The 24,028-nt window shown below is 42.0% G+C and carries 33 protein-coding genes and 5 pseudogenes; 29 read left to right on the top strand and 9 right to left on the bottom strand.

Annotated elements, in window-relative coordinates:
* Positions 1-176 precede the first annotated feature (176 nt).
* The 4 genes and pseudogenes from KUH03_RS48325 (at position 177) to KUH03_RS07940 (ending at position 2,502) form a co-directional block, all read left to right on the top strand.
* Positions 177-1,099: pseudogene (locus tag KUH03_RS48325) on the top strand (sugar porter family MFS transporter).
* 97 nt (positions 1,100-1,196) lie between these two features.
* A complete protein-coding gene (locus tag KUH03_RS07950; RefSeq protein ID WP_373564663.1) occupies positions 1,197-1,496 on the top strand; it encodes an MFS transporter in 300 nt (99 codons plus the stop codon).
* A 131-nt stretch (positions 1,497-1,627) separates the two neighbouring features.
* Positions 1,628-2,080 (top strand): annotated as a pseudogene (locus tag KUH03_RS07945) (PfkB family carbohydrate kinase); the annotation flags it as partial.
* Positions 2,077-2,502 (top strand): carbohydrate kinase family protein, encoded by a 426-nt coding sequence (locus KUH03_RS07940; RefSeq protein ID WP_257092311.1) that lies wholly within the window; start codon positions 2,077-2,079, stop codon positions 2,500-2,502. The pseudogene KUH03_RS07945 and the gene KUH03_RS07940, both read left to right, overlap by 4 nt.
* Before the next feature lie 105 nt (positions 2,503-2,607).
* Here the strand turns inward: KUH03_RS07940 and KUH03_RS07935 are convergent, their stop codons facing one another.
* Positions 2,608-2,730: a hypothetical protein gene (locus KUH03_RS07935; RefSeq protein ID WP_257092310.1), complete on the bottom strand. Its 123-nt coding sequence runs from the start codon at positions 2,728-2,730 to the stop codon at positions 2,608-2,610.
* Between KUH03_RS07935 and KUH03_RS07930 the strand changes: the two genes are divergently transcribed.
* From KUH03_RS07930 to KUH03_RS07850, 18 genes and pseudogenes are all read left to right on the top strand, one after another.
* Complete coding sequence (locus tag KUH03_RS07930; RefSeq protein ID WP_257092309.1) at positions 2,723-2,812, top strand: hypothetical protein; 90 nt, start codon at positions 2,723-2,725, stop codon at positions 2,810-2,812. The two genes, KUH03_RS07935 and KUH03_RS07930, sit on opposite strands and share 8 nt — an antisense overlap.
* 16 nt (positions 2,813-2,828) lie before the next feature.
* Positions 2,829-4,643: a SusC/RagA family TonB-linked outer membrane protein gene (locus KUH03_RS07925; protein ID WP_373564793.1), complete on the top strand. Its 1,815-nt coding sequence runs from the start codon at positions 2,829-2,831 to the stop codon at positions 4,641-4,643.
* A 45-nt stretch (positions 4,644-4,688) separates the two neighbouring features.
* On the top strand, positions 4,689-5,312 hold the full coding sequence (locus tag KUH03_RS48320; protein WP_373564792.1) for a TonB-dependent receptor domain-containing protein: 624 nt from the start codon (positions 4,689-4,691) through the stop codon (positions 5,310-5,312).
* On the top strand, positions 5,300-5,707 hold the full coding sequence (locus KUH03_RS07920) for a hypothetical protein (protein WP_257092308.1): 408 nt from the start codon (positions 5,300-5,302) through the stop codon (positions 5,705-5,707). Before KUH03_RS48320 ends, KUH03_RS07920 begins: the two co-directional genes overlap by 13 nt.
* A gap of 103 nt (positions 5,708-5,810) precedes the next feature.
* Positions 5,811-6,311 carry a hypothetical protein gene (locus KUH03_RS07915; protein WP_257092307.1) on the top strand — a complete coding sequence of 167 codons (501 nt, stop codon included), beginning with the start codon at positions 5,811-5,813 and terminating at the stop codon, positions 6,309-6,311.
* Positions 6,302-6,700 carry a hypothetical protein gene (locus KUH03_RS07910; protein ID WP_257092306.1) on the top strand — a complete coding sequence of 133 codons (399 nt, stop codon included), beginning with the start codon at positions 6,302-6,304 and terminating at the stop codon, positions 6,698-6,700. The genes KUH03_RS07915 and KUH03_RS07910 overlap by 10 nt, the downstream gene beginning before the upstream one ends.
* The gene (locus tag KUH03_RS07905; protein ID WP_257092305.1) at positions 6,697-7,491 is read left to right on the top strand and encodes a RagB/SusD family nutrient uptake outer membrane protein; all 795 of its coding nucleotides are present in this window, start codon (positions 6,697-6,699) and stop codon (positions 7,489-7,491) included. Before KUH03_RS07910 ends, KUH03_RS07905 begins: the two co-directional genes overlap by 4 nt.
* Before the next feature lie 25 nt (positions 7,492-7,516).
* A complete protein-coding gene (locus KUH03_RS07900; RefSeq protein WP_257092304.1) occupies positions 7,517-8,629 on the top strand; it encodes a hypothetical protein in 1,113 nt (370 codons plus the stop codon).
* Between the two features lie 43 nt (positions 8,630-8,672).
* Positions 8,673-9,125 carry a hypothetical protein gene (locus tag KUH03_RS07895; RefSeq protein ID WP_257092303.1) on the top strand — a complete coding sequence of 151 codons (453 nt, stop codon included), beginning with the start codon at positions 8,673-8,675 and terminating at the stop codon, positions 9,123-9,125.
* A complete protein-coding gene (locus KUH03_RS07890) occupies positions 9,125-9,958 on the top strand; it encodes a hypothetical protein (protein ID WP_257092302.1) in 834 nt (277 codons plus the stop codon). Before KUH03_RS07895 ends, KUH03_RS07890 begins: the two co-directional genes overlap by 1 nt.
* Positions 9,912-10,277: a glycoside hydrolase domain-containing protein gene (locus KUH03_RS07885; RefSeq protein ID WP_257092301.1), complete on the top strand. Its 366-nt coding sequence runs from the start codon at positions 9,912-9,914 to the stop codon at positions 10,275-10,277. The genes KUH03_RS07890 and KUH03_RS07885 overlap by 47 nt, the downstream gene beginning before the upstream one ends.
* Positions 10,278-10,341: 64 nt before the next feature.
* Complete coding sequence (locus KUH03_RS07880; RefSeq protein WP_257092300.1) at positions 10,342-10,488, top strand: hypothetical protein; 147 nt, start codon at positions 10,342-10,344, stop codon at positions 10,486-10,488.
* Positions 10,485-10,675 (top strand): annotated as a pseudogene (locus KUH03_RS48315) (hypothetical protein). The gene KUH03_RS07880 and the pseudogene KUH03_RS48315 overlap by 4 nt, the downstream one beginning before the upstream one ends.
* A 109-nt stretch (positions 10,676-10,784) precedes the next feature.
* The gene (locus KUH03_RS07870; protein ID WP_373564662.1) at positions 10,785-11,447 is read left to right on the top strand and encodes a glycoside hydrolase family 32 protein; all 663 of its coding nucleotides are present in this window, start codon (positions 10,785-10,787) and stop codon (positions 11,445-11,447) included.
* A gap of 2 nt (positions 11,448-11,449) precedes the next feature.
* A pseudogene (locus tag KUH03_RS48310) lies at positions 11,450-11,844 on the top strand (GH32 C-terminal domain-containing protein).
* 262 nt (positions 11,845-12,106) lie between these two features.
* Positions 12,107-12,430, top strand: coding sequence for an alpha-L-fucosidase (locus KUH03_RS07860; protein WP_257092297.1), 324 nt, complete (start codon positions 12,107-12,109; stop codon positions 12,428-12,430).
* Positions 12,396-13,001, top strand: coding sequence for an alpha-L-fucosidase (locus KUH03_RS07855; protein ID WP_257092296.1), 606 nt, complete (start codon positions 12,396-12,398; stop codon positions 12,999-13,001). The genes KUH03_RS07860 and KUH03_RS07855 overlap by 35 nt, the downstream gene beginning before the upstream one ends.
* Complete coding sequence (locus tag KUH03_RS07850) at positions 12,985-13,941, top strand: alpha-L-fucosidase (RefSeq protein ID WP_257092295.1); 957 nt, start codon at positions 12,985-12,987, stop codon at positions 13,939-13,941. The genes KUH03_RS07855 and KUH03_RS07850 overlap by 17 nt, the downstream gene beginning before the upstream one ends.
* A 175-nt stretch (positions 13,942-14,116) precedes the next feature.
* Here KUH03_RS07850 and KUH03_RS07845 read toward each other — a convergent pair whose 3' ends face one another.
* The 8 genes and pseudogenes from KUH03_RS07845 to KUH03_RS07810 form a co-directional block, all read right to left on the bottom strand.
* Entirely contained in the window at positions 14,117-15,331 is a 1,215-nt protein-coding gene (locus tag KUH03_RS07845) for a response regulator (RefSeq protein ID WP_257092294.1), read from the bottom strand.
* Positions 15,313-15,627, bottom strand: a pseudogene (locus tag KUH03_RS07840) (sensor histidine kinase); the annotation flags it as partial. The gene KUH03_RS07845 and the pseudogene KUH03_RS07840, both read right to left, overlap by 19 nt.
* A gap of 103 nt (positions 15,628-15,730) precedes the next feature.
* Positions 15,731-15,955, bottom strand: a complete 225-nt coding sequence (locus KUH03_RS07835) for a triple tyrosine motif-containing protein (RefSeq protein WP_257092292.1) — start codon at positions 15,953-15,955, stop codon at positions 15,731-15,733.
* A complete protein-coding gene (locus tag KUH03_RS07830; RefSeq protein ID WP_257092291.1) occupies positions 15,942-16,340 on the bottom strand; it encodes a hypothetical protein in 399 nt (132 codons plus the stop codon). Before KUH03_RS07830 ends, KUH03_RS07835 begins: the two co-directional genes overlap by 14 nt.
* A 61-nt stretch (positions 16,341-16,401) precedes the next feature.
* Entirely contained in the window at positions 16,402-16,725 is a 324-nt protein-coding gene (locus KUH03_RS07825) for a two-component regulator propeller domain-containing protein (RefSeq protein ID WP_257092290.1), read from the bottom strand.
* Between the two features lie 267 nt (positions 16,726-16,992).
* Positions 16,993-17,193 carry a two-component regulator propeller domain-containing protein gene (locus tag KUH03_RS07820; protein ID WP_373564791.1) on the bottom strand — a complete coding sequence of 67 codons (201 nt, stop codon included), beginning with the start codon at positions 17,191-17,193 and terminating at the stop codon, positions 16,993-16,995.
* 329 nt (positions 17,194-17,522) lie between these two features.
* Positions 17,523-17,783: a hypothetical protein gene (locus tag KUH03_RS07815; RefSeq protein ID WP_257098111.1), complete on the bottom strand. Its 261-nt coding sequence runs from the start codon at positions 17,781-17,783 to the stop codon at positions 17,523-17,525.
* Positions 17,696-18,133: a two-component regulator propeller domain-containing protein gene (locus KUH03_RS07810; RefSeq protein ID WP_257092288.1), complete on the bottom strand. Its 438-nt coding sequence runs from the start codon at positions 18,131-18,133 to the stop codon at positions 17,696-17,698. Before KUH03_RS07810 ends, KUH03_RS07815 begins: the two co-directional genes overlap by 88 nt.
* 403 nt (positions 18,134-18,536) lie before the next feature.
* Between KUH03_RS07810 and KUH03_RS07805 the strand changes: the two genes are divergently transcribed.
* The 7 genes from KUH03_RS07805 (at position 18,537) to KUH03_RS07775 (ending at position 23,989) form a co-directional block, all read left to right on the top strand.
* On the top strand, positions 18,537-19,145 hold the full coding sequence (locus KUH03_RS07805; protein WP_257092287.1) for a carboxypeptidase-like regulatory domain-containing protein: 609 nt from the start codon (positions 18,537-18,539) through the stop codon (positions 19,143-19,145).
* Entirely contained in the window at positions 19,034-19,318 is a 285-nt protein-coding gene (locus KUH03_RS07800) for a TonB-dependent receptor plug domain-containing protein (protein ID WP_257096766.1), read from the top strand. The genes KUH03_RS07805 and KUH03_RS07800 overlap by 112 nt, the downstream gene beginning before the upstream one ends.
* On the top strand, positions 19,311-21,326 hold the full coding sequence (locus KUH03_RS07795) for a TonB-dependent receptor domain-containing protein (RefSeq protein ID WP_257092286.1): 2,016 nt from the start codon (positions 19,311-19,313) through the stop codon (positions 21,324-21,326). Before KUH03_RS07800 ends, KUH03_RS07795 begins: the two co-directional genes overlap by 8 nt.
* A 209-nt stretch (positions 21,327-21,535) precedes the next feature.
* Positions 21,536-21,673, top strand: a complete 138-nt coding sequence (locus KUH03_RS07790) for a hypothetical protein (RefSeq protein ID WP_257092285.1) — start codon at positions 21,536-21,538, stop codon at positions 21,671-21,673.
* On the top strand, positions 21,673-22,602 hold the full coding sequence (locus KUH03_RS07785) for a hypothetical protein (RefSeq protein ID WP_257092284.1): 930 nt from the start codon (positions 21,673-21,675) through the stop codon (positions 22,600-22,602). The genes KUH03_RS07790 and KUH03_RS07785 overlap by 1 nt, the downstream gene beginning before the upstream one ends.
* The gene (locus tag KUH03_RS07780; RefSeq protein ID WP_257092283.1) at positions 22,599-23,105 is read left to right on the top strand and encodes a RagB/SusD family nutrient uptake outer membrane protein; all 507 of its coding nucleotides are present in this window, start codon (positions 22,599-22,601) and stop codon (positions 23,103-23,105) included. The genes KUH03_RS07785 and KUH03_RS07780 overlap by 4 nt, the downstream gene beginning before the upstream one ends.
* A 356-nt stretch (positions 23,106-23,461) precedes the next feature.
* The gene (locus tag KUH03_RS07775; protein WP_257092282.1) at positions 23,462-23,989 is read left to right on the top strand and encodes an RNA polymerase sigma factor; all 528 of its coding nucleotides are present in this window, start codon (positions 23,462-23,464) and stop codon (positions 23,987-23,989) included.
* Positions 23,990-24,028 lie beyond the last annotated feature (39 nt).

Below are 24,028 nucleotides of genomic sequence, written 5' to 3'. Positions count from 1 at the left end.
ATAAGATATGTCTAAAAACTGAAAGTCTAAAAAATATGAATTAGTATAAGTTGTTGATGTGTAGTGTTTTGTGTTATTTCTGAAAATGTTACATAAATAAATGTTTTTGCTGTCTTCAAATTTAAGTAACCGTGAAGCCAGGGTTAAATTTGGGTTAATCAATTATAGATGATAAGATGAACAAAAACAAAGTATTAGCCTGGTCTTTTGTAGTGGCATTAGGCGGATTTTTATTTGGCTTTGATACAGCTGTTATTTCAGGAGCTGAAAAGGCAGTACAGGAGCATTGGCATTTGAGTGAGTTTCAACATGGGCTTACGATGGCCATCGCGTTAATAGGTACGGTAGTCGGTGCGGCATTGGGCGCGTTGCCTTCGGACAAGCTCGGCCGGAAAAATACATTATTTGTTGTAGCCGCATTATATTTTATTTCAGCGATCGGAAGTGCGCTGGCCAATGATTGGACAATTTTTATTTTATTCCGGTTTTTGGGCGGTATTGGTGTCGGTGTGTCCTCGGTAACGGCACCTATTTATATTTCCGAAATTTCACCCGCCGCTTCCCGGGGCAAGCTGGTGGGTCTCTTCCAATTCAATGTGGTACTGGGTATTTTGATTGCTTATTTATCAAACTATTTTATCGGACAGGTTGGGGAAGAATCCTGGCGCTGGATGTTGGGGTGCAGTGTTTTCCGTCGTTGCTGTTTTTTGTGCTGATTTTCTTTATTCCCGAAAGTCCCAGATGGCTGCTATTGCATAAGAACAACTTACCTGAAGCAACAATGATCATGCAGCGAATCAATTCTGAGGGCTATGAGCTTGAAATCGAGAAAATTCAGGCATCGAAAGATGCAATGGCAGGTGAAGGCAAATTATTTATACGGGAAAACGCCAGACCAATTTTATTGGCCTTATGTTTTGCGCTGTTCAATCAGCTCTCGGGTATCAATGCGATTATCTATTATGCACCGCGTGTTTTTGAAATGGCAGGCCTCGGTTCCCAAAGTTCCTTGCTTTCCACGGTAGGGATCGGAGTAATCAACTTTATTTTCACTTTGGTGGCTATCAATTTTATAGATAAGGTAGGTCGCAAAAACTGATGCTGGTGGGGTCTATTGATTGATCGTATCGCTCGCAATGGTATCGCAAGCTTTCTATACAGGGCAAACAACAGGATTTGCTATTACAATCTACCTGATGAGTTTTATTGCCTTCTTTGCCTTCTCTCAGGGAGCTGTGATCTGGGTGTTTATTTCCGAAATTTTTCCGAATGATGTGCGTGCCAAAGGCCAGACATTTGGCAGCTTGACCCACTGGGTAATGGCTGCGATTATTACTTTTTGTTTTCCGGCGCTGACAGAGATGCTCGGAGGTGGCGGCACCTTCCTGATTTTTGCGCTATTTATGATTTTGCAGCTTGTTTATGTGCTGAAATTTATGCCTGAAACAAAAGGACGGTCGTTGGAAGATATGGGGCAGACCATCAATCTGCATTAAGTATCAAGCTATTATTGATCCATTTGCTTATGCATACAAATAATGATGACAATGAAAAACCTGAATAAATCAATACAAGGAGTTTGTTTCGGCGAAGTTCTTTGGGATAATCTGCCGACCGGAAAAAACTAGGCGGTGCTCCGCTAAATGTTGCTTATCATCTCAATAAGCTAGGTGTTGTTGCACAAATGCTTACCCGTATCGGAAGGGATGAAAATGGATATGAACTGCTTACTGTATGCGAACAGCTGGGGATTCCGACGGCCTTCTTTCAGTACGATGACAGCTTGCCGACCTCTACCGTTGAAGTGACAATTGATGCAGACCGTAATGTACAATACGATATTGTATACCCTGTTGCCTGGGACAGAATTACAGCGGAACTGGCTGTACTGGAAGCTGTTTCCAAAGCTGACTTTTTGGTGTATGGCAGTTTGGCCTGTCGCGATGATGTGAGTTTTCAAAGCTTGTTGACCCTGTTAAAGGAGGCTTCCTTCAGGGTCATGGATGTCAATTTGCGTGCTCCTTTTTCGCTCCTCATCGGGTACATGAACTATTACGCTACGCGGATCTCGTTAAGATGAATGCAGAGGAACTGCATATTATCGCTGAATGGAGTGGGGCACCCTCAACGTACACAGATCAACAGCGGGTAGATCTACTGTTAGATTGTTTCTCTATTCAGGAAGCTATCGTTACCTACGGCGCTGCAGGAGCGGTATACCATCATAAAAAAGCAAATATCAGTTATCATTTTCCTGCATTGAAAGTACAGGTGGAAGATACCATCGGAAGCGGAGATTCGTTTTTAGCAGCTTTTTTGACCAAGCGGTTCCAGATGGCAGAAGGAGTAGCCTTGGAGGAAGTGCTCGAATTTGCAGCCACTTTAAGTGGGTTTGTGACGCAGAGTAGTGGTGCATGTCCTGCTTATAATGCGGCGGATATCAACCGCTTTCACTGGCTGAATCCCATCTTCCGTGATAGCGAACGGAAAATGAAACAGTAAAGAGCTTATGACGCAAAAAGGGAAAATGCGAAATAAGCAACAGCAAGAAAAATAATCAATTAATAATCTACTTATAATAACCAGTTATGTTTACAAGACAGCAAGCTATGTTGCTTCCGTCTTTGGCTCTCTTTTCAGTTGTTGCTTTTGCGCAGCAGACAGAAATTCGGGGCGGATTACGGACAGCGGAACAGCCGCTCCCATCGTCGGAGCGTCGTTAGTGGTCAAGGGAACCAGTCAGGCAACAAAGACAAATGAAAAAGGGGAATTTATGCTCCAGTTATCGGGCAACAACGGTACATTGAAATAACCTATGTTGGCTACGAATCCCAGACAATACTATTGGGGACAAGAAATTTTTAGATATCCGGTTGGTCAGTACCGAAAAAGGGCTCGATGAGGTAGTTGTCACCGGCTATCAGCGAGAGCGCAAGAAGGATCTGACCGGCGCTGTGAGCGTCGTCAATGTGACGGAAATGATGAAAGCCCCTGAAAATAATCCTATGAAGGCGCTTCAGGGGCGCGTAGCGGGTATGACAGTAACTTCTGATGGTAGCCCAAGTGGCGCAGCTACTGTACGGATGCGTGGTATCAGCTCGATCAACAGCAGCCAAGATCCACTCTATGTTATCGATGGTATACCGACACAAGGTGGGATGCATGAGCTCAATTCCAACGATATCGAGAGCATTCAGGTATTAAAAGACGCCTCCTCGGCAAGTATCTACGGCTCACGCGCTGCAAATGGTGTTATCGTGATCACAACAAAAAGAGGAAAACTCGGAGCGCCAAAGCTTACTGTAGACGCTTATGTGACCAGTACACATTTTAATAATCGCATGAAGGTGCTCAATGCTCAGCAGTATGGTCAGGCGCTGTGGCGGGCAACGATCAATAGCGGCGGTAATCCGAACAGCAATAATATCGGTTATCAATTTGAGTGGAACAACGATGCCAATGGCTTGCCGCAGCTCAACAATGTATTTGTATCCAAATATATCGATCGTGAACGTACGATGTATGCCGCAGATACCGATTGGTTCAATGAAGTTTCCAAACCAGGCCTACTCCAATCGTACAATGCGACTTTGAGTTCGGCTACGGAAAAGTCAAGCTCTTATTTTTCCGTAGGTTATCTGCATAATAGTGGAACACTTCGGTATACGGATTTCCAGCGTATATCAGCCCGGATGAATGCCGATTATAAACTGTTTGATGGTAAGTTGGTTGTCGGCGAGAATTTTACAGTGAACAACACGGGAGAGGTGCAGGTGCCCGGGGATGTGCTCGATCTATCCTTGAAGGCATTGCCGGTTATACCTGTACATACCGTAGATGGAATAGGTTGGGGCGGCCCTGCCCTTGGTATGAATGATCGTCATAACCCGATGCGCCTGTTGCATGATAACAGGAATAATAAATACAATTACTGGCGCCTATTCGAAAATGCTTACGCCGATTTGCAGCTTATCAAAGATTTGCATATACGCACAAGCTATGGCATAGACTATAGTAATTTTTACAAACGTAACCTGGAAGTTTCCTATCGCTCAGGTTTTATGAGTAGCAACAGAAGTGCTGTTAATATGGAACAGTCTCAGGGATTGAAGTGGACTTGGTCGAATACTGCAACATACAGAAAGGAGATTGACAGACACACGATAGATCTACTGGCTGGTGTAGAAATGAACCGACAGAACGATATTAATTTTAATGCATATACCGCGGGAGATGGAGCTTTCGCCATTGAAACACCAGAATACATGTGGCCCGGTGTAAGTACAGGCACAGCTGCCGTTGGCGGTGGTTCCACAGGTTTTTCGCTCCTTTCATACTTTGGAAAGGCAAACTACTCCTTTGATGACCGCTACCTGGCCTCTTTCACCGTGAGACATGATGGTTCTTCCCGTTTTGGAAAAAACAATCGCTTTGCGACTTTTCCGGCCGTAACAGCAGGATGGCGAATCTCATCCGAACGATTTATGGCCGGAACCAAAGATTATGTCTCCGATCTTAAACTGCGCGCCGGCTGGGGACAGACCGGTAATCAGGAATTGGCAACCTGGCGACCTATGGGCTCTTTGTACCTGAATATGGGGTGGGGATCCCACCTGGAATATTGTCGATGGTACCGCTTATGATCTTTCAGGTAACGGAACAGGGACTCTCCCTTCAGGGTACCGAAAATCCAGACTGAAAATAATGATCTAAAATGGGAAACAACGACACAGACCAATATCGGCTTGGACTTCACGCTATTTGGCCAGAGTCTCTACGGATCAGTCGACTGGTACATTAAAGCGACAAAAGATATGCTGATCAATCCTGCTTACATTGGTGTCGTCGGTGAAGGCGGCTATCGCTGGGCTAATGGTGCTTCGATGGAAAATAAAGGTCTGGATATTACGGCAGGCTACCGCAATAAGACTTCCTTTGGTCTGGATTATGATGTGACGGCAGTCCTTTCGTCGTATAAAAATAAGGTGACCCATTTGCCCGAAGCCGTGGAAAACTCCTATGGTGGTCGTCAGGGCGATAATATTATCGGTAGACCATTGGGCTCATTCTATGGCTACTTAACGGATGGGATCTTTCAGAATCAAAAGGAGGTGGATGATCATGTCAACCAGACCGGTAAAGGAATTGGCCGTTTACGTTATCTTAATGTCTATGGTGCTGATCAGCAGATCACAGATATGGACCGCACCTGGATCGGCAACCCGCATCCCGATTTTTCATATAGCTTGAATATTGCATTGAAGTATAAAGGATTTGATCTGTCCGCCTATTTTCAGGGGTGCAGGGCATAGACGTTGAAAACTGGTTGAAAAAACAGACTGATTTCTGGAGTGTCGATGATGTGAACTCCAATAAAGGTGTACGGTTACTTAATGCCTGGACTCCACAGAATCCGACCTCCACAATTCCGGCCTTGCAGACAACAAACAATAATGATGAGGGGCGTCTGTCCAATTACTTTATCGAAAACGGATCCTATATGAAACTTCGAAACCTGTCGCTTGGCTATACCTTACCAACGGCAACAGTTTCTCGTTTGCGGATGAACCGCCTACGTGTGTATGTTACCGGCCAGAACATGTTTACAGTTAAATCGAAGAATTTCACAGGTGTAGATCCCGAGAATGTAGGTTGGGGGTATCCGATCCCAACGACATGGACAGCGGGGGTAAATATTGGCTTTTAGAAGAGAGAACTAAAAGCCTTAGCGGATGAGAGGGTAATGGAGGAGACGGGGAACCAAAACAATAAATCCATGGAAATATGGAATATAAAAAAACAGAATTCCAATGAAAAAAATAACCAATAAAATCGCGATAATGATGGTGTTTGCGGGGCTGCTGTCCGGATGCACCAAGTTCTTGGATCAGACACCTAATGGCGTACTGAGCTCCGACCAGGTAAAGGAACCAGAAAGATTACTGACAGCCACTTATGCAGCTTTAGGCAATGATCATTATGATGTGCCTTTTAGTTTATGGCCTTATGGTACAGTACGATCTGATGATGCATATAAAGGCGGATCGGGACCGCAGGATATACAGACGTTCCATTTTCTTGAGGTCTCCAATAATGTCACGACCAATTTTGCTGAGGTGGATAAACTGTGGTTTCAGCTTTATGTCGCTATTTCACGGGCCAATACCACCATCAAAACGATTCAGGAAATGAACAATTTTGATGGCAAGGAAGGGAAGTTGGCCGAAGCGAAATTCCTACGGGGCACTTCTATTTTATGCTCAAAACGCTTTTTAAATATGTACCCTACATTGATGAAAATGTGCCAGTAGATAGCTATGAGACTGTGTCAAATAGAGCATTGAGCAATGATGCTCTCTGGCAAAAGATTGTCGATGATTTTCAATATGCAGTAGATCATTTGCCAGCTGTACAGACGGAAGTCGGTCGCGCAAATCGAATTGCGGCAGCAGCTTATCTTGCTAAAACATACCTGTACAAAGCCTACCGTCAGGATAGCGAGGAACGCCATGCGGTAACTGGAATCAATCAGGGAGATCTGGAAAAAGTATTGCAGAATGCAGACATCGTACTTGCATCAAACCATGCTCTTGAAGCAGATTTTGCCTTCAACTTTTTGCCGGGGAAATATGAAAATGGTACAGAAGCATTGTTTTCAATCCAATTTTCAAAGATGATGGTACGAAATTCGGCCGTGTGAATTTCTCGGATCTGCTCTCTGTTCCTATGGGTCTGGGCTGTTGTGATTTCAATAAACCTAGCCAGAATTTGGTGAACGTATTCCGTACAACGGGAAAAGGGGTACCGCTGGATAATTACAATACATTGAATAGCTTCAATGCATCGGAAAAATACGACCCAAGACTATTCCATACCGTGGCAATTCCGGGATTACCTTATAAATATAATACCAAACGCATTTACGAGGAGAGCTGGAACCGCAATCCTGCGGACTATTCGGTGTATGCATCGTTGAAGGAGAATGTCGATCCAGATTGCGATTGTTTTGTTCCAATGGCACCATTCTTTGCAAATACAAAAAACCGTATTGTACTGCGAGTTGCCGATGTCTTATTGATGCGTGCTGAGGCGCTGATAGAATTGCACCGTTCTGCCGAAGCTTTGCCGCTGATCAACCAGTTGCGTATCCGTGCAAAAAATAGTGCCACCATGACGGGCTATGCAACGGATAAAATGTTGGTAGAAACCTATAAAAATGGAGATAACATTATATGGAATGAGGAAAATGCACGGCAGGCTTTACGTGCGGAACGTCGTCTGGAATTAGCCATGGAAAATGGACGCTTCTTCGATCTGGTACGTTGGGGAATAGCAGAACAGACCATGAATGCTTATTATGAAACAGAGAAATCGCGTCGTTCTTATTATGCCACAGCTCATTTTACAGCGAATAAGAGTGAATATTTGCCTATTCCGGAAGCACAAATCAGACTGAGCAAATACCTATACAAGCAGAATCCGGGATATTAACTAACATACTAACCAATTTATACCAATGAGAACATTAAAATATAACATCGGAGTGGGGCTTATGCTTCTGTTTATAGGCTTGTTTTCAGCTTGCAAACAGGAAGTTGAAAGCGCTCTTGATCTAAATGCTGACGTAGACATCTTGTCTTTTAAAGTTGGTGCCGCCATAGGGACGATAGATCAGCAGAAAGGCAGCATCAGCGTGTTGGTACCAGCAGGAACAGATCTATCAGCGCTTGCTCCTGTAATTGCATTGCCCAGTGAAGCGAGGGTATCTCCAGCTTCGGGGCTGGCGCAAAATTTTTCCTTTTCTTCCACGACACCAGTCACCTATCGTGTGTATAACGGTAATTTGTACAATACTTATCAGGTTACTGTCAAAGAAATAAAGGCGGAAATAACGGCTTTTCGTATCGGAGACCGATCAGGACTAATTGATCAGCAAAATAAGCAAATCAAAATTTATCTGCCATTAGGAACAGACTTGAAAAGCCTCACACCATCTGTCGAGTTTACATCAGGAGCGAGTATTGCACCGGGATTGGGCGGATTTGTGAATCTGAGTTCCCCAGTAAAATATACGCTAACCTACAAGGGGCAAACATTTCAATATACTGTAACGGCCATACTCGGCGAGGAGCCAAAGCAGGTACTGACAATTTATAATGGTGAAACTGTTGTGCCGCATTTCGATGGTTTGGGTGTAAGTGGGGTAGACTCACCTTATGCTAATCCAAAAACGAAAGGTACCAATACCACTCCTTTCTGTGCATCCTTTATCAGAGATGCTGAAACAGGTGCTGGCTGGCACGGTGGCGCATTATGGAATGCCAATAAGGTAAATATTAACCCTGAAGCGTACAACCGTTTCTCTATCATGGTATTGAAGGATGTGGAAGGAGATGTACAGCTGGAGATCCAGTCGGATGGCGAACAGAATAAAGATTGGCTACGGGCAAGGTATGTGAAAGCACATGTCGGTGAATGGCAAGAATTGATCTTTGAGATCCCTGCTGGGAGAACAGCAAACATCAATAATATTCTTGTAATGCCCCATGAACATCCCAATGGACAACCTGTGGTTTTCCCGACCCAGCGGATGTATTGGGATGAGTTGAAGGCATTGCCAAAAGAATAGCCGGAGTAAATAATTGGAATATGGTTTTATTAGGAGATTTTAAATGAAAACTAACTTGTATTTATTTCCAGCATTATGCTTTATAGCATTGCTGACGAGCTGTAAAAGTGGGGAGCAGACCCTGCCTGTTGACAAACCTGATGGCCCTGCTTCGGTAGACCGATCCACCTCCTGTACCATGGTACAGGAGACAGGTATGTTTCAGACTTTTTATAAGCCACAGCAAGGATTTGTCGGTGATCCAATGTCTTATTATAATGTCGATGACAAAAAGTACTATTTGTTCTATCTCTACGAAAATGCAAATCGCCACCCGATCTATGTTACCAAAACCAGCGATTATGCAACATTTGAAGGCTTTACGGAAATATTGCCCGCTGGTGCTGCCGGAAGTCAGGATGAATGGATTGGAACAGGCAGCTTTATGAAAAGAGGTCAGACTTATTACTGTTTTTATACTGGTCATAACGGTAACCTGAATCCGGCTGAAAAGTGATGGTCGCAACATCGGCAGACTTGCTGAACTGGACGAAACAGCCTGGTGGGACAATACAGGCCAGTGTAGGCTATGATCAGAATAATTTTCGGGATCCACATGTATACTGGGACGAAAGTCGCGGTAGTTATGTGATGCTGGTCACGACCCGTAAGGACGGCAAAGGGGCGATAGCACGGTATGTGTCCACAGATCTGAACAGTTGGTCTATCATAGATCCTCTGTTGGCGACTGCAGCACCCGCAGTGGGTAAACATGAGATTGAAACGGATGCTGAAATATTGGAATGTCCCGATATCTTTAAAATGGGCAGTAAATGGTATTTAACATTTTCACGGATCAACAGGGATGAGCACCGGAAGACTTTTTATCGAATTGCTGATTCGCCGGATGGTCCCTGGAGGATCTGTCGTGATGCAGATGGTCATCATGAAACTTTCGATGGTTTATTTCTGTATGCTGGCAAGACGGCTACGGATGGAACGACACGTTATCTCTCAGGTTGGTGTTCAACAGGTCAGACGGTGAACAGCAACAATGAATTACCTTGGTCAGGAAGTTTAATCTCGCATACATTAGTTCAGGGACCGACGGGGAGATTATATCCAACCATTCCTGCTGCAATAAACAATAAATTTAATAAGGAACTGGCTTTTGAAAAGCTGAATGTCGTTGGAAATGTTTCTGAAAATAATAAAACATATAGTATTACTGCACAGTCTGACGCCAGAAGTTATGCACGATTCAACCGCAATACAGCTAGCGTTAAAATGTCGCTGACCATAGATGCTTCGCAATCAGATCATTTCGGTTTCTCTTTTTGGTGCCTGTGACGATCCTTCGGAGCTGTATAGTATTGCCTTTGATCTGACGTCTTCAAACCGTTGGGGTATGCCTGCATTATTTATGAATCGTGAAACGGGTCTCGGTGGAACAGCCGGTAAAACAGAAGTTAATTTTACGCCGTTGATTGTACCCGCCAATAAGGTCTTTGATGTGAAAATTGTAATCGAGAAATCGATCTGTGTGATTTACGTAAATAATAACGTCGCTTTTACCAATCGGATCTATAAAATGGATCAGAACCCATGGACCATTTATGCCGATCAGGGTACGATTAAAGTCAATACAATGAAAGTCGAGAAATCATAGGAATTTTAGCTATTTTATTGGCTAAGGCACGGTGAGGATAATGTGATATAAAACTTAATAAGATATGAATAGAATAAAGAAATATGGAACCCTCATGCTCTTTACGAGTTTGTTGAGTTCAGCTTTTGCTCAAGTAGGGCAGCGGGACATGAATGAGCCTGTTGAAAAATACCGGCCGATCTACCATTTTACCCCAAGCAGGGCTGGATGAATGATCCCAATGGAATGGTGTATCTTAATGGAAATTACCATCTCTTTTTCAGCATAACCCCGAAAAATCTGTTTGGGGTCCCATGCACTGGGGGCATGCCATTAGTAGGGATCTGATTCATTGGGACGAACAAAAATTGCGTTGTATCCCGATAGCCTGGGGACGATCTTTTCGGGAAGTGCAGTGATTGATAAGAATAATACCGCTGGGTTTGGAAAAGGGGCTATGGTCGCTATTTTTACGCATCACAACCATCAGGAGGAAGACCGAAAACAGGTCTGCACCAAAATCAGAGCTTGGCTTACAGCTTGGATCAGGGAGCAACCTGGACCAAATATAAAGGTAACCCAGTATTGCCAAATCCAGGAATCTGGGATTTTCGGGATCCAAAGGTGATGTGGTTCGAAAAAACAAAAAGCTGGATTATGACTTTAGCGACCAAAGATTGCATCACCTTTTATTCATCCAAAGACTTAAAAGAGTGGAAAAAGGAGAGCGAATTTGGTAAGGAAGTGGGCGCACATGGTGGAGTCTGGGAATGCCCTGACCTGATTCCAATGAAATATAACGGTGAAACCAAATGGGTATTATTGGTCAGCATCAATCCGGGAGGGCCCAATGGTGGTTCGGTAACACAATATTTTGTCGGTGATTTCGATGGACATCAATTTCAGCCCGCAGATACATCAGTCAAATGGTTAGATTGGGGGCCAGATAACTACGCTGGTGTAACCTGGAGCAATTTAGGAGAACGGCACCTGATGATCGGTTGGATGAGCAACTGGCAATATGCCAATGTGGTGCCAACGACGCGCTGGCGCTCATCTTCGACAATCCCACGTGAATTGACTTTGCAAAAGGTAGATCAAAAATATTATGTAAGCAGCACAGCAGCACCCGAGGTGGCTAAAGCATTTCAGTCTGTAAAAAATATCAGGCAAATCAATCAAAAGAACTAACGGTGCAAGAGCAGCTGCCACAAGCATTTCGGTTGGAGATCAATAAGCTAAAAGTACAGAATTTTAAACTTATTTTGTCTAATGCTGTTGGAAATGAGTTGGTTGTCGGTTATGACAAAGGTCAGGATGCCTATTATATTGATCGTTCAAAATCTGGCGAAATTGCTTTCAATGCAGATTTTCCAAAAGAAGCATAGCGGGGCGACTATCCAATAGCGAAACATTATCATTAAGCCTATATATTGATGTCAGTTCCGTAGAGCTCTTTGCTGATAATGGATTAACCGCAATGACCAGCTTGTTTTTTCCGGAGGAACCAATGACTCGGATACGTATTGTGGGCGATAATAACTTAATATTTCGGGATGTAAACATTGCCACATTCAGGGACAAATAAACCAATTACGCATAAAACAAGCGGGCCTTTTTTTTTTTAAAGGCCCGCTTGTTTTATGGCTTAATCTCATCGCAATCAGGTTACTATCACATTGTAAAATAAATACCTGATTAGCTAGAATAATTTTAAAGACTAGCTTCGATTTGATATATTTAACAGTTGTTTTGCGGGATGACAATTACTAGACCTAATTTGTAACGCCAATTTACTTTTTAGCGAAGGCTCTTTTGCGATGAACTTTTATGTATAACACAATATAATAATGACACTTAATTTTTTTAAATGGAAATGCGCAGCAGCAGTGGGAATGCTTTTGTGTATGACCGAGGGATCATTTGCCCAGACAAAATCAATACCTTATGAAGGTGTGCCCGGATGGACCGAAAGCCAGAATAAAAGGATGGAATGGTTTAGAGAAGCACGTTTTGGACTTTTTATCCACTGGGGCTGTATAGTGCAGCTGGGGGTAGTTTTGAAGGAAAGCAATATCCGCAACATTATGCCGAATGGATTCAGACCTGGGGAAAATCCCCAGCAAGCAGTACGCTGCGGTGCTGAAACCAAAGTTCACCCTGCGTTCGTTTGAACCTAAAGCCTGGGCACGTTTGGCCAAAAAAGCAGGAATGAAATATATGGTATTGACTTCCAGACACCATGAAGGTTTTAGCCTATTTAATAGCCAGCAACCATACGCTGTAAAAAATGATATTACAGGAAGTGCCAACTTATCCCCAAAAGGCCGGGATTTATATAAAGAGATCATGACAGCATTCCGTCAGGAAGGACTGAAAGTAGGTGCTTATTATTCTTTACTCGATTGGCAGCATCCAGATTCTTACGAAGCTTTTAATCTGAATCCTAACACAGATAATCATCAACCTGATCATAACCGTTACAAGGAGTATCTCTATGGACAGGTCAAAGAACTTGCTCAGAATTATGGTCAGCTGGATATGCTATGGCCCGACTTTAGCAGCAAACAACACCAGGGTGAGGCATGGGGAACAAAACGCATACTGACAGATCTGATCAAATGGCAACCCAATATCATTATCAACAATCGGTTTTGGGATGGGTTAGAAAACAAAAATGGTGATATTGGAACCCTGAAAATATATTCCACCAACAGGGCTTCCGGGGATGGATTGGGAGGTTAGTCATACCATGAACGAAAGTTATGGCTATAGTGCACACGATCAAAATTGGAAGAGCTTTCCTAAAATCATGCAATTATTTGTAGAAACGGTAAGCAAAGGCGGTAATTTTTTGCTGAATGTAGGACCGGATGGGGATGGAGCGATTCCCGCACCGGCGATTAAAATTATGGAGCGTATAGGTGATTGGATGCAGGTCAATAGCGAGGCAATCTATGGTACCACGGCAAGTCCTTTTCAGGCATTGGATTGGGGCTATTGTACGCAAAAAGAAGGTAAACTGTATTTACATATATTTGATCGACCTGCCAGCGGAAAAATTGATCTACCGATCAAAAACAAAGTCAAAGTCGCCTATGCGATGGCAAGCCCTAAAACCAAGCTGAATGTTACGATAGATAAGGGAAGACCTGTGATTCCGGTTGATGTTTTTGACATAGAAAAAGGACCGAAGGTAATTGTTGTCGAAATTCAGGGCAAACCGGATGTGGAAGAGAATTTGACGCAAACTCAGGCGGATGGGCGTATTGTGATGAATGCAAATAACGCTAAATTGCAAGATGGAAAAGGCCTTAAAATCATTGGTGCAACGACACATGATCCCAATCGTCCAAATGCCATCGGACAATGGAAAGATAGCAATGACCGGATCTATTGGGACATCAAAATCCAAAAACCGGGTAAATACCGTGTATTGATCAGTTATTTGCCAAATGCAAAACACAAAGGTAAGGTGATACTTTCGGCACTTGGACAGCAGCTTCCATTTGCTTTTGGGGCAGAAAATGGAACAGGATTTAAAGAAGTGGAACTGGGTATGGTGGAAGTATCGCAGCAGGTTATTGGCGAGCCGAGCACCAGGGTAACATTACAGGCAGCGGCAATTGAAGGTGATATGTTACCAGAAATTGCATCGCTTACGTTGGTGCCAGTGCAGGAATAAGTTACTTAGATAAGTACAATTGTGCCAGCTGTTTTTAACCGTTGAGCCAAAGTAGCCCCGGCAAATATATCTTGTCGGGGCTGTTTTTTGTTGCAAAACGTAAGCAGTAGTTACCTTCACTTGGTTCCCAATTTTCTTATAGCAATAAATACCGGAGGTAAAAATTGGGTTCCGTTTATTGTTTACTGTGTTCGATTATATACGTACTCGGTGGCATTCCATAATGTTTATGAAAATCTCTGGAAAAATTTGACTGTACGGTATAACCTACCATCGTGGAGATCTGTGTAATATTATATTCTTTCTGGGTAAGCAGTTCGGCCGCCTTTTTTAAACGTGATATGTTAATCAGTTCATTTGGCGTCAGATCAGAGAGCCCCTTAATTTTACGATATAAAGTCGGACGGCTCATATTCATTAACTTAGCAAGTTCTTCGACATTTAGATCGATATCTGAGATATTGTCATAAATTACGGTATTGAGCAAACTTATAAAGTCTTTATCAGGTGCGGAAACATTAATTTCGGCTAAATGTGCACTTGGAGAGTTGGTAAAGTAATTTTTAATTATTTTTCGATTGTTTAAAATATTACGTAGCTGTACCATTAAAAATTCCATGGAAAAAGGCTTTTCAATATAAGCATCTGCCCCGATCTTCAGCCCTTGAATTTTAGCATCCAGTGCATTTTTTGCGGTCAGGAATATTACTGGAATATGGCTGTAGAGAATATCTGTCTTAATGCGCTTACATAGTGCAATGCCATCCATAATAGGCATCATGATATCTGTCAGAACAAGCTGTACATTGTCGCGGTCCAATATCTCAAGAGCTTCAGCTCCATTGTTAGCTCTTAGGATGGTATAGTTTATTTTGAGTTCCTTGTTGAGGTAGGCGAGTATTTCCTTATTGTCTTCAACGATAAGAATCACCGGTTTTTCAGTAGCTTCCTCCTCTTTGGTGTACATTCCACGTTCTTCAGTCCTGTAATTTTCTTCGAGAAAAGGTTTGATATCGAGCGACTGTTCCTGAAAGATAGGAAGTGAAAGTAGAAAAATATTTCTGTGTTCTTCGGTATAAACTAGCGATAAGGAACCCTGATGAAGCTCCACAAGTGAGCGGGAGAGTGGAAGACCAATGCCAGTACCAGTATCTTTATCAGACTCATTAAGGCGATAAAATGGCTCAAAGATCTTTTCTCTTTTGTCAAAAGGGATGATTTCGCCATCGTTTCGAAACTCTATATTAAACATGATATCATCACTGTTGAAGGGAAGCAGTTTGATATGTACATGATTGTCGGCGTATTTTATGCCATTATGAATTAAATTTGTGAGAATTTTGCGCAGAGCCTCTTCATCTACAAAGGCTGTTAGTGTAACACGGGGCAAAGAAAGATCATAATGCAGCAGTTTTTCTTTTGCCAGGAGTTCAAATCATTGAATACATCGGACAACAAACTGTTGATATCCGTTTTAGTGAAAATAAGGCTCATATTATTTGTTTCTGCTTTTCTGAAATCTAAAAGTTGATTGGTGAGACGGATAAGCCTGCTGGTATTTTTCTCCATAAGAGCAAGATCACTCGCTGTTTCGCTATCCGTGAATTGTTGTGTGCGGATGAGTTTCTCGAGTGGCATTTTTATTAAAGTCAATGGCGTCCGGATCTCATGGGCGAGATTGGTGAAAAATTCAAGCTTAAGATTATATACTTCTTGTTCTTTTTACGTTCATAGTTGTCCATTTTCTGGGCATTATTTGCCTTAATAAGCAGGAAGTAATATCTTAAAATCAACAAAACAATGGTGCTAACAGCGAAGAAATAAGCAAAGTATGCCCATGAAGACAACCACCAAGGGGAGACACTACAATACGCAGTTCTTTTTCAGTTGGATTCCATATTCCATTATTGTTAGCCCCTTTAAATCTAAAGGTATAGGTTCCGGGAGGAAGTTTATTGTAATATATCCTTTGGTTGCCTGTAATATCCGTCCAGCCCTTATCATACCCCTCCATGATATAACGATAGGCATTGCTTTTTGGAAACAAAGCTCAAGGCTGCGATATTAAAACTGATATTGGAACTGTTATAGGACAGTTGAATCTCTTTTGATAGCGAGATGGATTGTTTCAGTATGCCATTTTCACGAACTGGTATGCTTTCGTTGTTGATCTGAATGTCACTAATGAATATAGGTGGAATAAAGCTATTCTTAATGGATTTTGTTGGGTTAAAGCTTACCATTCCCTTTATGGTACCAAAATATAATGTGCCGTCCTTATCTTTAAATGCTGAATTATAGTTAAACTGATCCGCGGGAAGCCCGTCTCTCGATGTATAGATGACCATATGGGGATATTTCCGTCCAGTCTGACCAATCCACCACCTGTTGATATCCAAATACTGTTATTATCGTCTTCCAGTACTTTAAATACTTGATTGGAAGGTAAACCCGATTCGGTCAGATAGTTGGTGAAACGCCCATCACGACGGTATTTTGAAAGACCACTTTCGGTACAAAACCAGAGATTTTTTTGCTGTCTTCAAATAAACCGTTGACGTAATTATTGACGAGCGTATTGCGCTTACCTTGTTCGGAGCTTAAATGTTGTATTTCGCCTGTACCGCGATTATATTGGTAGACTCCACTGCCATACGTATTGACCCAAAGTATACCATATTCGTCTTCGTAAATTCCTTGTATCCAGGCTTTAATGGGGAGGAGGTCAAAATTGTCATTGTGTTTATTGTAGCCATATAATGCGCGGTCTGTTCCTACAAACATGCTGTTGTCTCTGGACTTAAAGATGCAAACGGCGAAGCTGCTTTGCAAGGGACCTCTACCGATGCGGTCGTAGTGCTTTTTAATTCTCCGGTCTTTACGTCGAGTATATCCAGTCCATGTGTTGTGGAGCCTACCCAGAGTTCATCGCCGATTGTTGCCAGGCCATGGACATTGTTATGCGCAATACTTCCCTTTTTCCATTGGCAACAAAATGCTGAATCTGTTGTGTTTGAGCATCTATTTTGTTTAGACCACCATCTTCTGTACCTATCCAGAAATTTCCATAGTTATCTTTTTTTTTATATCGTGTACGATATTCCCTGATAAAGCAGATTTTCCAAATCCATATAAGTACTTTTTGAAATTGTCGAATTGGTTGCTGTATTGGTTAAAACCGCCGAAAAATGTTCCAAACCAGATGTTATCTTCACGGTCCCGATAGAAATTCAAAACAGCATTGTCCGATATGGCAAATGGATTGAGCAGATCTTTTTGATGTGTTGGCTCTGACCGGTATGAATGTCATAGGTATATATTCCCGTCTCTGTTCCGATCCAGTATACTGACTCTGCCTGTTGGATAATACAATTTGCCTGGATGACTTTTTGGGGTAATGGTTTGCAAATAAGTTTTTAAAGTTCCGTTTTTAAAATCAAACAGGTAGGATGAATTGATGGTGCCGACCATGAGCAGGGAGTCGTTGATGGCGTAGACGGTCTTAGTGTTGGCCAGTGCTTTCCGATTTGTTTTTTTGACTGCAATTTGAACAAACCTGCCTTCGTTGACCTGATACCGTTCTATCGTACTGTTAATATCTGTGGTCCACAGCCCGCCTTTTTGCTACTGGTAATGGCCACTAGGGTATTTTTGTTTTGATCAAAAGGAACGATCTCCGTCGTGTAAGGATTATAACGATAGAGTTTTCCCGCGGAAAGCAGCCAGATAAAGCCGGCGTATTCATGTATGGCATTTACCTCTCCAATCGGTATTCTATTGAATGGTTGGAAATTTTCCTTAACCGGATTGTAACAATAGGTCCCCGTGTTGTTCCCACCCATAGTACACCTTTGCTATCGGTAAGGATACTTAAAATAGATGAACTCCCGATGCTTGTGGGATCGGAAGCATTGTGCCTAAATATCTTAAATTGATTGCCATCAAAACGATTAAGACCATTCCTAGTCCCTAGCCAAAGAAAGCCCTGGGTATCTTGTGTAATACACTTAACAGAACTATTGGAGAGACCATCGTGGGGTTGATAATTTTTAAAATAGAACGATTGCGCCTGTAGGTTAGTCCATACAAGTAGGAGATAGAGTATAGGTATAAGGGTTATTACGCGCAAAATTGATAATGTATCTCTAAAAATAGTCAATAAAAAAGAAAAAAAAGAGTTTTGCTGATACACTGTGATATAAAATTGAGACGCTATGATTGGGGTTGCAGTAAAGATTTTCTCATTTTTATGGAACGATAATAACCAAATATAAACGTATGTCTTGCCCTAAAATTATGACAGTGAAAACCTGTAATCTTATTTTTCAGCGAGTTTCTTCTCAATGTTTAGCGTTGACGATGCTATATTTCAATGTCTTAACTTTTTGCACTGTTTCTAATTTGGTTTCTCTCGAAGTATGTTGTTTTAAGAAGGTCAGTTGTCGCTATTTGACGGGTGCCTAATGAAGCACGAAATTTTTGATTGCGATAGATTTTGAAATCACTTAACATTATTTGAACAGGACAAAGTTCAACATAATATAATCAATTAAACCACCAATTTAGAAGCGTATGAAAAACAAACTACTTGCGCAATGTGTAATGATGCCAGCATTACTGCTTACAACCTTTTTGCGGTAGCCCAGACTAGGGTGCTGAAAGGAAAGGTCGTGGATGAGACCCAAAGTCCATTGACTGGTGCTACCATTAAAGTAAAAGGGAGTACTACAGCAACAACCACCGATGCTGACGGTGGATTTTCAATAAATATCAGTACTGATGCGAAATCACTTGAGGTATCCTATATTGGCTATGCAACCAAGGAAGTGCCAATTGCAGGCAACGACATGACCATTGCACTTGAACCGGGCTCCAATCAGGGGTTGGATGAAGTGGTTGTTATTGGTTACGGTACTGCTCGCAAAAGAGACCTGACGGGATCTATGGTAACGATTGGTGCCAAGAATTTTAATAAAGGTATAATGACGAGCCCTGATCAATTGATTCAGGGAAAAACTCCTGGTGTAATGGTTATTAACAACAGGGGCAGCCGGGTGGATCAACCACAGTACGTATCCGTGGTAACTCATCGATCCGGGCGAGCAACAATCCGTTATTTGTACTTGATGGGGTGCCAATGTCAGGTAACTCTCCATTGCCGGAGGGTAGGGGCGGATTTTCCTCGGATAGAGGGAACCCATTGACTTACCTGAATCCAGGTGATATTGCAAGCATGGATATCTTGAAAGATGCTTCCGCTACAGCAATCTATGGGTCACGTGGAGCAAATGGAGTTGTTATCATCACAACGAAAAAGGAAAAGTCGGACCGCCGGAAATTTCTGTTGGTGCATCAGCGGGGTATCTACGATGCGTGAATATCCAGATGTGCTAAATGCGTCGCGCTTTAGAGAAGCGTTAAATTATTATACGCCTTCTGAAGTAGCAAATTCTGACTTTGGCGGTAATGAAGATGCTTTTAAAGCAATTACAAGAAAAGCAATTACCCAAAATTACTATGCAGATGTAGCCGGGGGTACTGAGCACGGGAAATATCGTTTATCGGGTGGATATCTAAACCAAAATGGTATTATCCGTGGATCCCAATTGAAGAAATATACAGCAAATTTTAGCGGTAATTTTCGCTTTTTGGAAAACAAAAGATTAGGACTTGACTTTGCTGTGTTTTTAACTCAAATGGATAACAAATATGCGCCAATCAACGCAACTGTCGGGTCAGAAGGTAATGTAATCTCCCAGGCGCTACAATGGAATCCAACAAGACCATTGCGCGATGATAAAGGCAATTTAACCTTTGTTAGTTCAACCACGCGTAATCCATTGACCAGTATCGAAGCGTTCAAGGACGTAGCAACGACAAACACCATGGTGGTCAATTTGGCGCCTTACTATAAAATTACGGATGATTTAGAATACCGATTTATCTATAGCGCCATGCGACAAACCGGTAACCGTGAGGGTATGTATAGAGCCGGGTTAATTGATCCATCGGCAGTGAATAATGAGCAAGCATTTATCTCTAATAATGGCGAGACAAATTTGCAGATGACACATATGCTTTCTTACAACAAACAAATCAACGACGACTGGAGTGTAAACGCTGTTGCTGGTTATGAGTATTTGGATTATAATTACAACAACAACATCTCATTCGGTGGTGGATTTAAGTATATGGGATTAGATTACTTTGATTATTTGCAATACTCGACAGTTTCAACCCGGGAAATAGCTTCTTACAGAAGTCCGACCAATCAATTGCAGTCATTTTTCTTACGCGGTGGATTTAATTATTTGGATCGCTATTTATTTACAGCGACAGCGCGACGAGATGGGTCAACTAAATTTGGTGCTAATAACAAATATGCAATGTTCCCATCCCTTGCGATCGCTTGGAATGTGGCGCAGGAAGATTTTTTGAAATCCAGCGGAATTTTTGATCAGTTGAAAGTTAGAATAGGATGGGGAAAAACAGGGAATCAAGAATTCCCTTCAGGTGCCTCCTTGAATAGATTTACGTTCGGCAATCAAAGTGTAGGTAGAGCCAACTTTCAAAATAGAGACCTAAAATGGGAAACCTCTACAACCCTCAATGCTGGTATTGATTTCTCTGTATTAAAAGGACGTTTGTACGGCTCAATAGACTATTTTAATAAGAAAACTACGGATGCTTTATTTGAACAAACATTAGCACAGGATGGCCCTGCTGGACGTATCTGGGTAAATTTGGATGGTGAAATTGTCAATAAAGGGGTAGAGATTGCATTGACAGGTACAATTGTGAAAAATGACAACTGGACTTGGGATTTGACCGGTAATGCTACATTCCTAAAAAATAGTGTGAGTGGTTTGGTCGGTTATTATGAAACTGGTGCATTGAGAGGACAAGGTTTCTCAGGTGTATTGGGACAGCGCATGGTCAATGGACAACCATTAAATGTATGGTATTTGGCCGATTATCAGGGTATTGATCCGCAGACAGGGACAAGTATGTATCGTGGTCACGACGGGAGCATCAATACAACGAATGACCCCGCTAGTAATAAATTCTATATGAATAGTCCTAATCCTACTACTTTGCTAGGTATTTCGACCAATGTTAGCTATAAGCAATTTTCTTTGGCGGCCAATATGAATGGTGCACTTGGGCATTACCTGTTCAATAACACTGCCGCGACAACTTTAGGCATCAGTAATTTGTCTTCCCGTAATATCGGCTCGGCTTTCTTTAATACATCTGTTAAAGAATCCACATCGAATTCAGCGTCAGCCTCAACACGTTATCTGGAAAAAGGAGATTATTTAAAAATGGCTAATTTGACATTGAGCTATAAGGTGGGCAACGTAGGAAAACACTTAAAAATTTAAATGTTTCCCTCACCGGACAAAACCTCTTTATCATAACTAAATATACAGGCTTCGATCCGGAGGTTAATACCGACGGTTCCAATAATGGTATCCCATCATTGGGTATCGAGTATTTGCCTTATCCTCCAGCCAGAAATATTCTATTGGGGGTGAACTTCTCACTATAAGTATATTGTTAAATGTCATTGGATAACAAAAATATAAGACAGATGAAATTAAGAACTTTATTATATATCGGAATAATCGGTTCAGTTGTTACAAGTACGTTCTCTTGTACAAAACTGAAGGAAGAATTTAGAGGCGAACTGGAGGAGGGAACATCGGCTATAGATCCGGGGCGCTCTTAGTGACTGCTTATAATTCTTTGAATACGCCTTATCAACAGGAGCAACGTTGGGTGATGCAGGAAATATCGACGGATGCGGCGATGGCCCCTACGCGTGGTGGCGATTGGGATGATAACGGAATGCACCGGGCAATCCATCTTCATACCTGGAATGCAGATAATGGTTATATGAATAATACTTTTGTCAGTTTGGGTACTGCAGTTTACAACGCAGGTGTTGTTGTGCGTAGCAATCCAAATGCACAGCAGGCTGCAGAAGCAAGATTTATCCGCGCTTTGGCTATGTTTGATCTCTTGGATCTCTATGGAGTAGTGCCTTTCCGACAGGGCCCTTCACTAGAAGATTTTAAAATAGCGCCAGATGTATTACAACCGCAGGCAGCCATTGATTTTATGGTAAAAGAACTCAACGAAATCTTAAGTAGTTTGCCCGCAAATGGGCCAAGAGCGGCTTATGTAGCCAATAGGAATGCCGCAAGAACATTATTGATGAAAATCTACTTGAATAAGGGTGCATTTTTAACTAGGCAAACCCCAACTTTTGCGGCAGAGGACATGAATAAAGTAGTTACTTTAGCCAAAGAAATCACCGCAAGTGGAGCATATACGGTATCTGCAAAAGGAAAGTATTTTGATAATTTTGCCCCGGATAATGATGAAAAATCGACTGAGAATATCTATACCTTATTCAATAAAAACGGAGAACGAGGCGGTAACGTGGATCGAACCTGGAATACAGTTGCCCATTATAATCTGAATCCAGGAGGATGGAATGGCTGGTGTACACTCTCGGATTACTATGATAAATTTGGAGCGACAGATGAGCGTAGAGGCATTTACTATGACTATCCAGCAGATACTACCTCAAATAGAACCAAGAAATTCCAACGTCAGAATGTAGGTTTTTTTGCGGGACAGCAATATAATTGAGTACCAATAAGCCGCTAATGGCTCGAAACCCTTCGACAGCACCGTTATCATTCACACGTGAAGTAACAATCAGAACTTCCGGGGCCACATTGGAAACCGCAGGTATCCGCCCAATGAAGTATGCATTTGACTATGCGGTGACTGGACAACGGAATAACGATTGGGTTGTGTTTCGTTACTCTGATGTGCTATTAATGCAAGCCGAAGCTGTGTTAAGAGGTGGGACGGGTTCTGCTTCAGAAGCGCTAGATTTAGTCAATAAAATTCGTACCAATCGTGGCGTTACTAACTTCACGACCTTGACGCTCGATAATCTATTAGATGAGCGTGCACGTGAATTGTATTGGGAAGGTTGGCGGAGACAAGATCTGATTCGATTCGGTAAGTTCTTATTAGCATGGCAAGAAAAGGCCGCAGATCCAGATCCAAAAACCTTGATTTATCCAATTCCTAGCCAACAGATTGCGGTAAACCCTAACCTGAAACAAAATCCAGGTTATTAATAAAAATTGCTTTAGCTGCGATGTTTACCGTAACTAAAGCAGTTCTGAGAGCGTATCGAAAGTCTTTAGATGATAAGGGACACCTTATCATCTAAAGACTTTTTCTTTGGCTGAATTGGATTGTAGGCAGTACAGAATTGCTCGACAAGTTATTTCTTTGAAGTTTTTGATGTGACTTCTTGAAGATGAAAATATTATCTTGTTTTTGATAAAAATAGTCACTTTAGTTGTGGATAACTAGCCAAAAAAGATTGGTAGCTTGATGGACGAAACTTAAGAATCTATCAGGGGCCGAGTTCCGATGTGATGATTGTGAACAGTGATCGCAAGGAAGCAAGACCATCTAAATGTAGAATATGATTAATGACATCCTACAGCGTGCACCGACTGACGAAAAAGAATTTTTTCTAGTCTATCGTTATTGGTATAGAAAATTATATTATTTTTTATACCACAAAACGCAGTGTTCGGATCTTGCTGAAGATGTTGTCCAACAAACATTTCTGATCGTTTGGGAACGTAAAAATGGGGCGGATCAGCGGGTGCTATTCAGTACACAGCTTTTTCAAATTGCGCGTACCAAGTTGATCGACGAACTTCGCAGACAGGCCTTAAACCGAAAATACGTAGATTTTGAGAAACCTTTTGTGCTGAGCCAGTATGAAGATATGGAAAGACGGATCGCCTACAAAGATGAGTTGGAATATGTCAAAGGGCTGATTGCGCAAATGCCCTTTATGAGGCAGCAGGTCTTTTATCTACATAAGTTTGAAGAGTTGAGTTACAAAGAAATTGCTGTCAAATTATCCATTTCGCCTAAGACCGTAGAGAACCACATCAGCATCGGTTTAAAATTCATTAAAAAATTTTTCAAATTGCTTTAGGGGATAAGGTAACCTTTATTCGTATAACAGTTAAATACC

Source organism: Sphingobacterium sp. E70, from assembly GCF_019285695.1.
GTDB classification, from domain to species: domain Bacteria; phylum Bacteroidota; class Bacteroidia; order Sphingobacteriales; family Sphingobacteriaceae; genus Sphingobacterium; species Sphingobacterium detergens.
This window is presented reverse-complemented; position numbering and strand designations above follow the sequence as displayed.

Excerpts from the sequence above, each read along its gene's own strand:
- KUH03_RS07890 (WP_257092302.1), top strand. The coding sequence starts at position 9,125 with ATGGTCGCAACATCGGCAGACTTGCTGAACTGGACGAAACAGCCTGGT.
- KUH03_RS07825 (WP_257092290.1), bottom strand. The coding sequence starts at position 16,725 with ATGTTTGTAGGAACAGACCGCGCATTATATGGCTACAATAAACACAAT.
- KUH03_RS07795 (WP_257092286.1), top strand. The coding sequence starts at position 19,311 with ATGCGTGAATATCCAGATGTGCTAAATGCGTCGCGCTTTAGAGAAGCG.
- KUH03_RS07790 (WP_257092285.1), top strand. The coding sequence starts at position 21,536 with ATGAAATTAAGAACTTTATTATATATCGGAATAATCGGTTCAGTTGTT.
- KUH03_RS07915 (WP_257092307.1), top strand. The coding sequence starts at position 5,811 with ATGAAAAAAATAACCAATAAAATCGCGATAATGATGGTGTTTGCGGGG.
- KUH03_RS07950 (WP_373564663.1), top strand. The coding sequence starts at position 1,197 with ATGAGTTTTATTGCCTTCTTTGCCTTCTCTCAGGGAGCTGTGATCTGG.
- KUH03_RS07815 (WP_257098111.1), bottom strand. The coding sequence starts at position 17,783 with ATGGGTGGGAACAACACGGGGACCTATTGTTACAATCCGGTTAAGGAA.
- KUH03_RS07900 (WP_257092304.1), top strand. The coding sequence starts at position 7,517 with ATGAGAACATTAAAATATAACATCGGAGTGGGGCTTATGCTTCTGTTT.
- KUH03_RS07860 (WP_257092297.1), top strand. The coding sequence starts at position 12,107 with ATGACACTTAATTTTTTTAAATGGAAATGCGCAGCAGCAGTGGGAATG.
- KUH03_RS07775 (WP_257092282.1), top strand. The coding sequence starts at position 23,462 with ATGATTAATGACATCCTACAGCGTGCACCGACTGACGAAAAAGAATTT.
- KUH03_RS07880 (WP_257092300.1), top strand. The coding sequence starts at position 10,342 with ATGAATAGAATAAAGAAATATGGAACCCTCATGCTCTTTACGAGTTTG.
- KUH03_RS07895 (WP_257092303.1), top strand. The coding sequence starts at position 8,673 with ATGAAAACTAACTTGTATTTATTTCCAGCATTATGCTTTATAGCATTG.
- KUH03_RS07940 (WP_257092311.1), top strand. The coding sequence starts at position 2,077 with ATGAATGCAGAGGAACTGCATATTATCGCTGAATGGAGTGGGGCACCC.
- KUH03_RS07850 (WP_257092295.1), top strand. The coding sequence starts at position 12,985 with ATGGATTGGGAGGTTAGTCATACCATGAACGAAAGTTATGGCTATAGT.
- KUH03_RS07885 (WP_257092301.1), top strand. The coding sequence starts at position 9,912 with ATGCTTCGCAATCAGATCATTTCGGTTTCTCTTTTTGGTGCCTGTGAC.
- KUH03_RS07835 (WP_257092292.1), bottom strand. The coding sequence starts at position 15,955 with ATGGAGGGGTATGATAAGGGCTGGACGGATATTACAGGCAACCAAAGG.
- KUH03_RS07805 (WP_257092287.1), top strand. The coding sequence starts at position 18,537 with ATGTGTAATGATGCCAGCATTACTGCTTACAACCTTTTTGCGGTAGCC.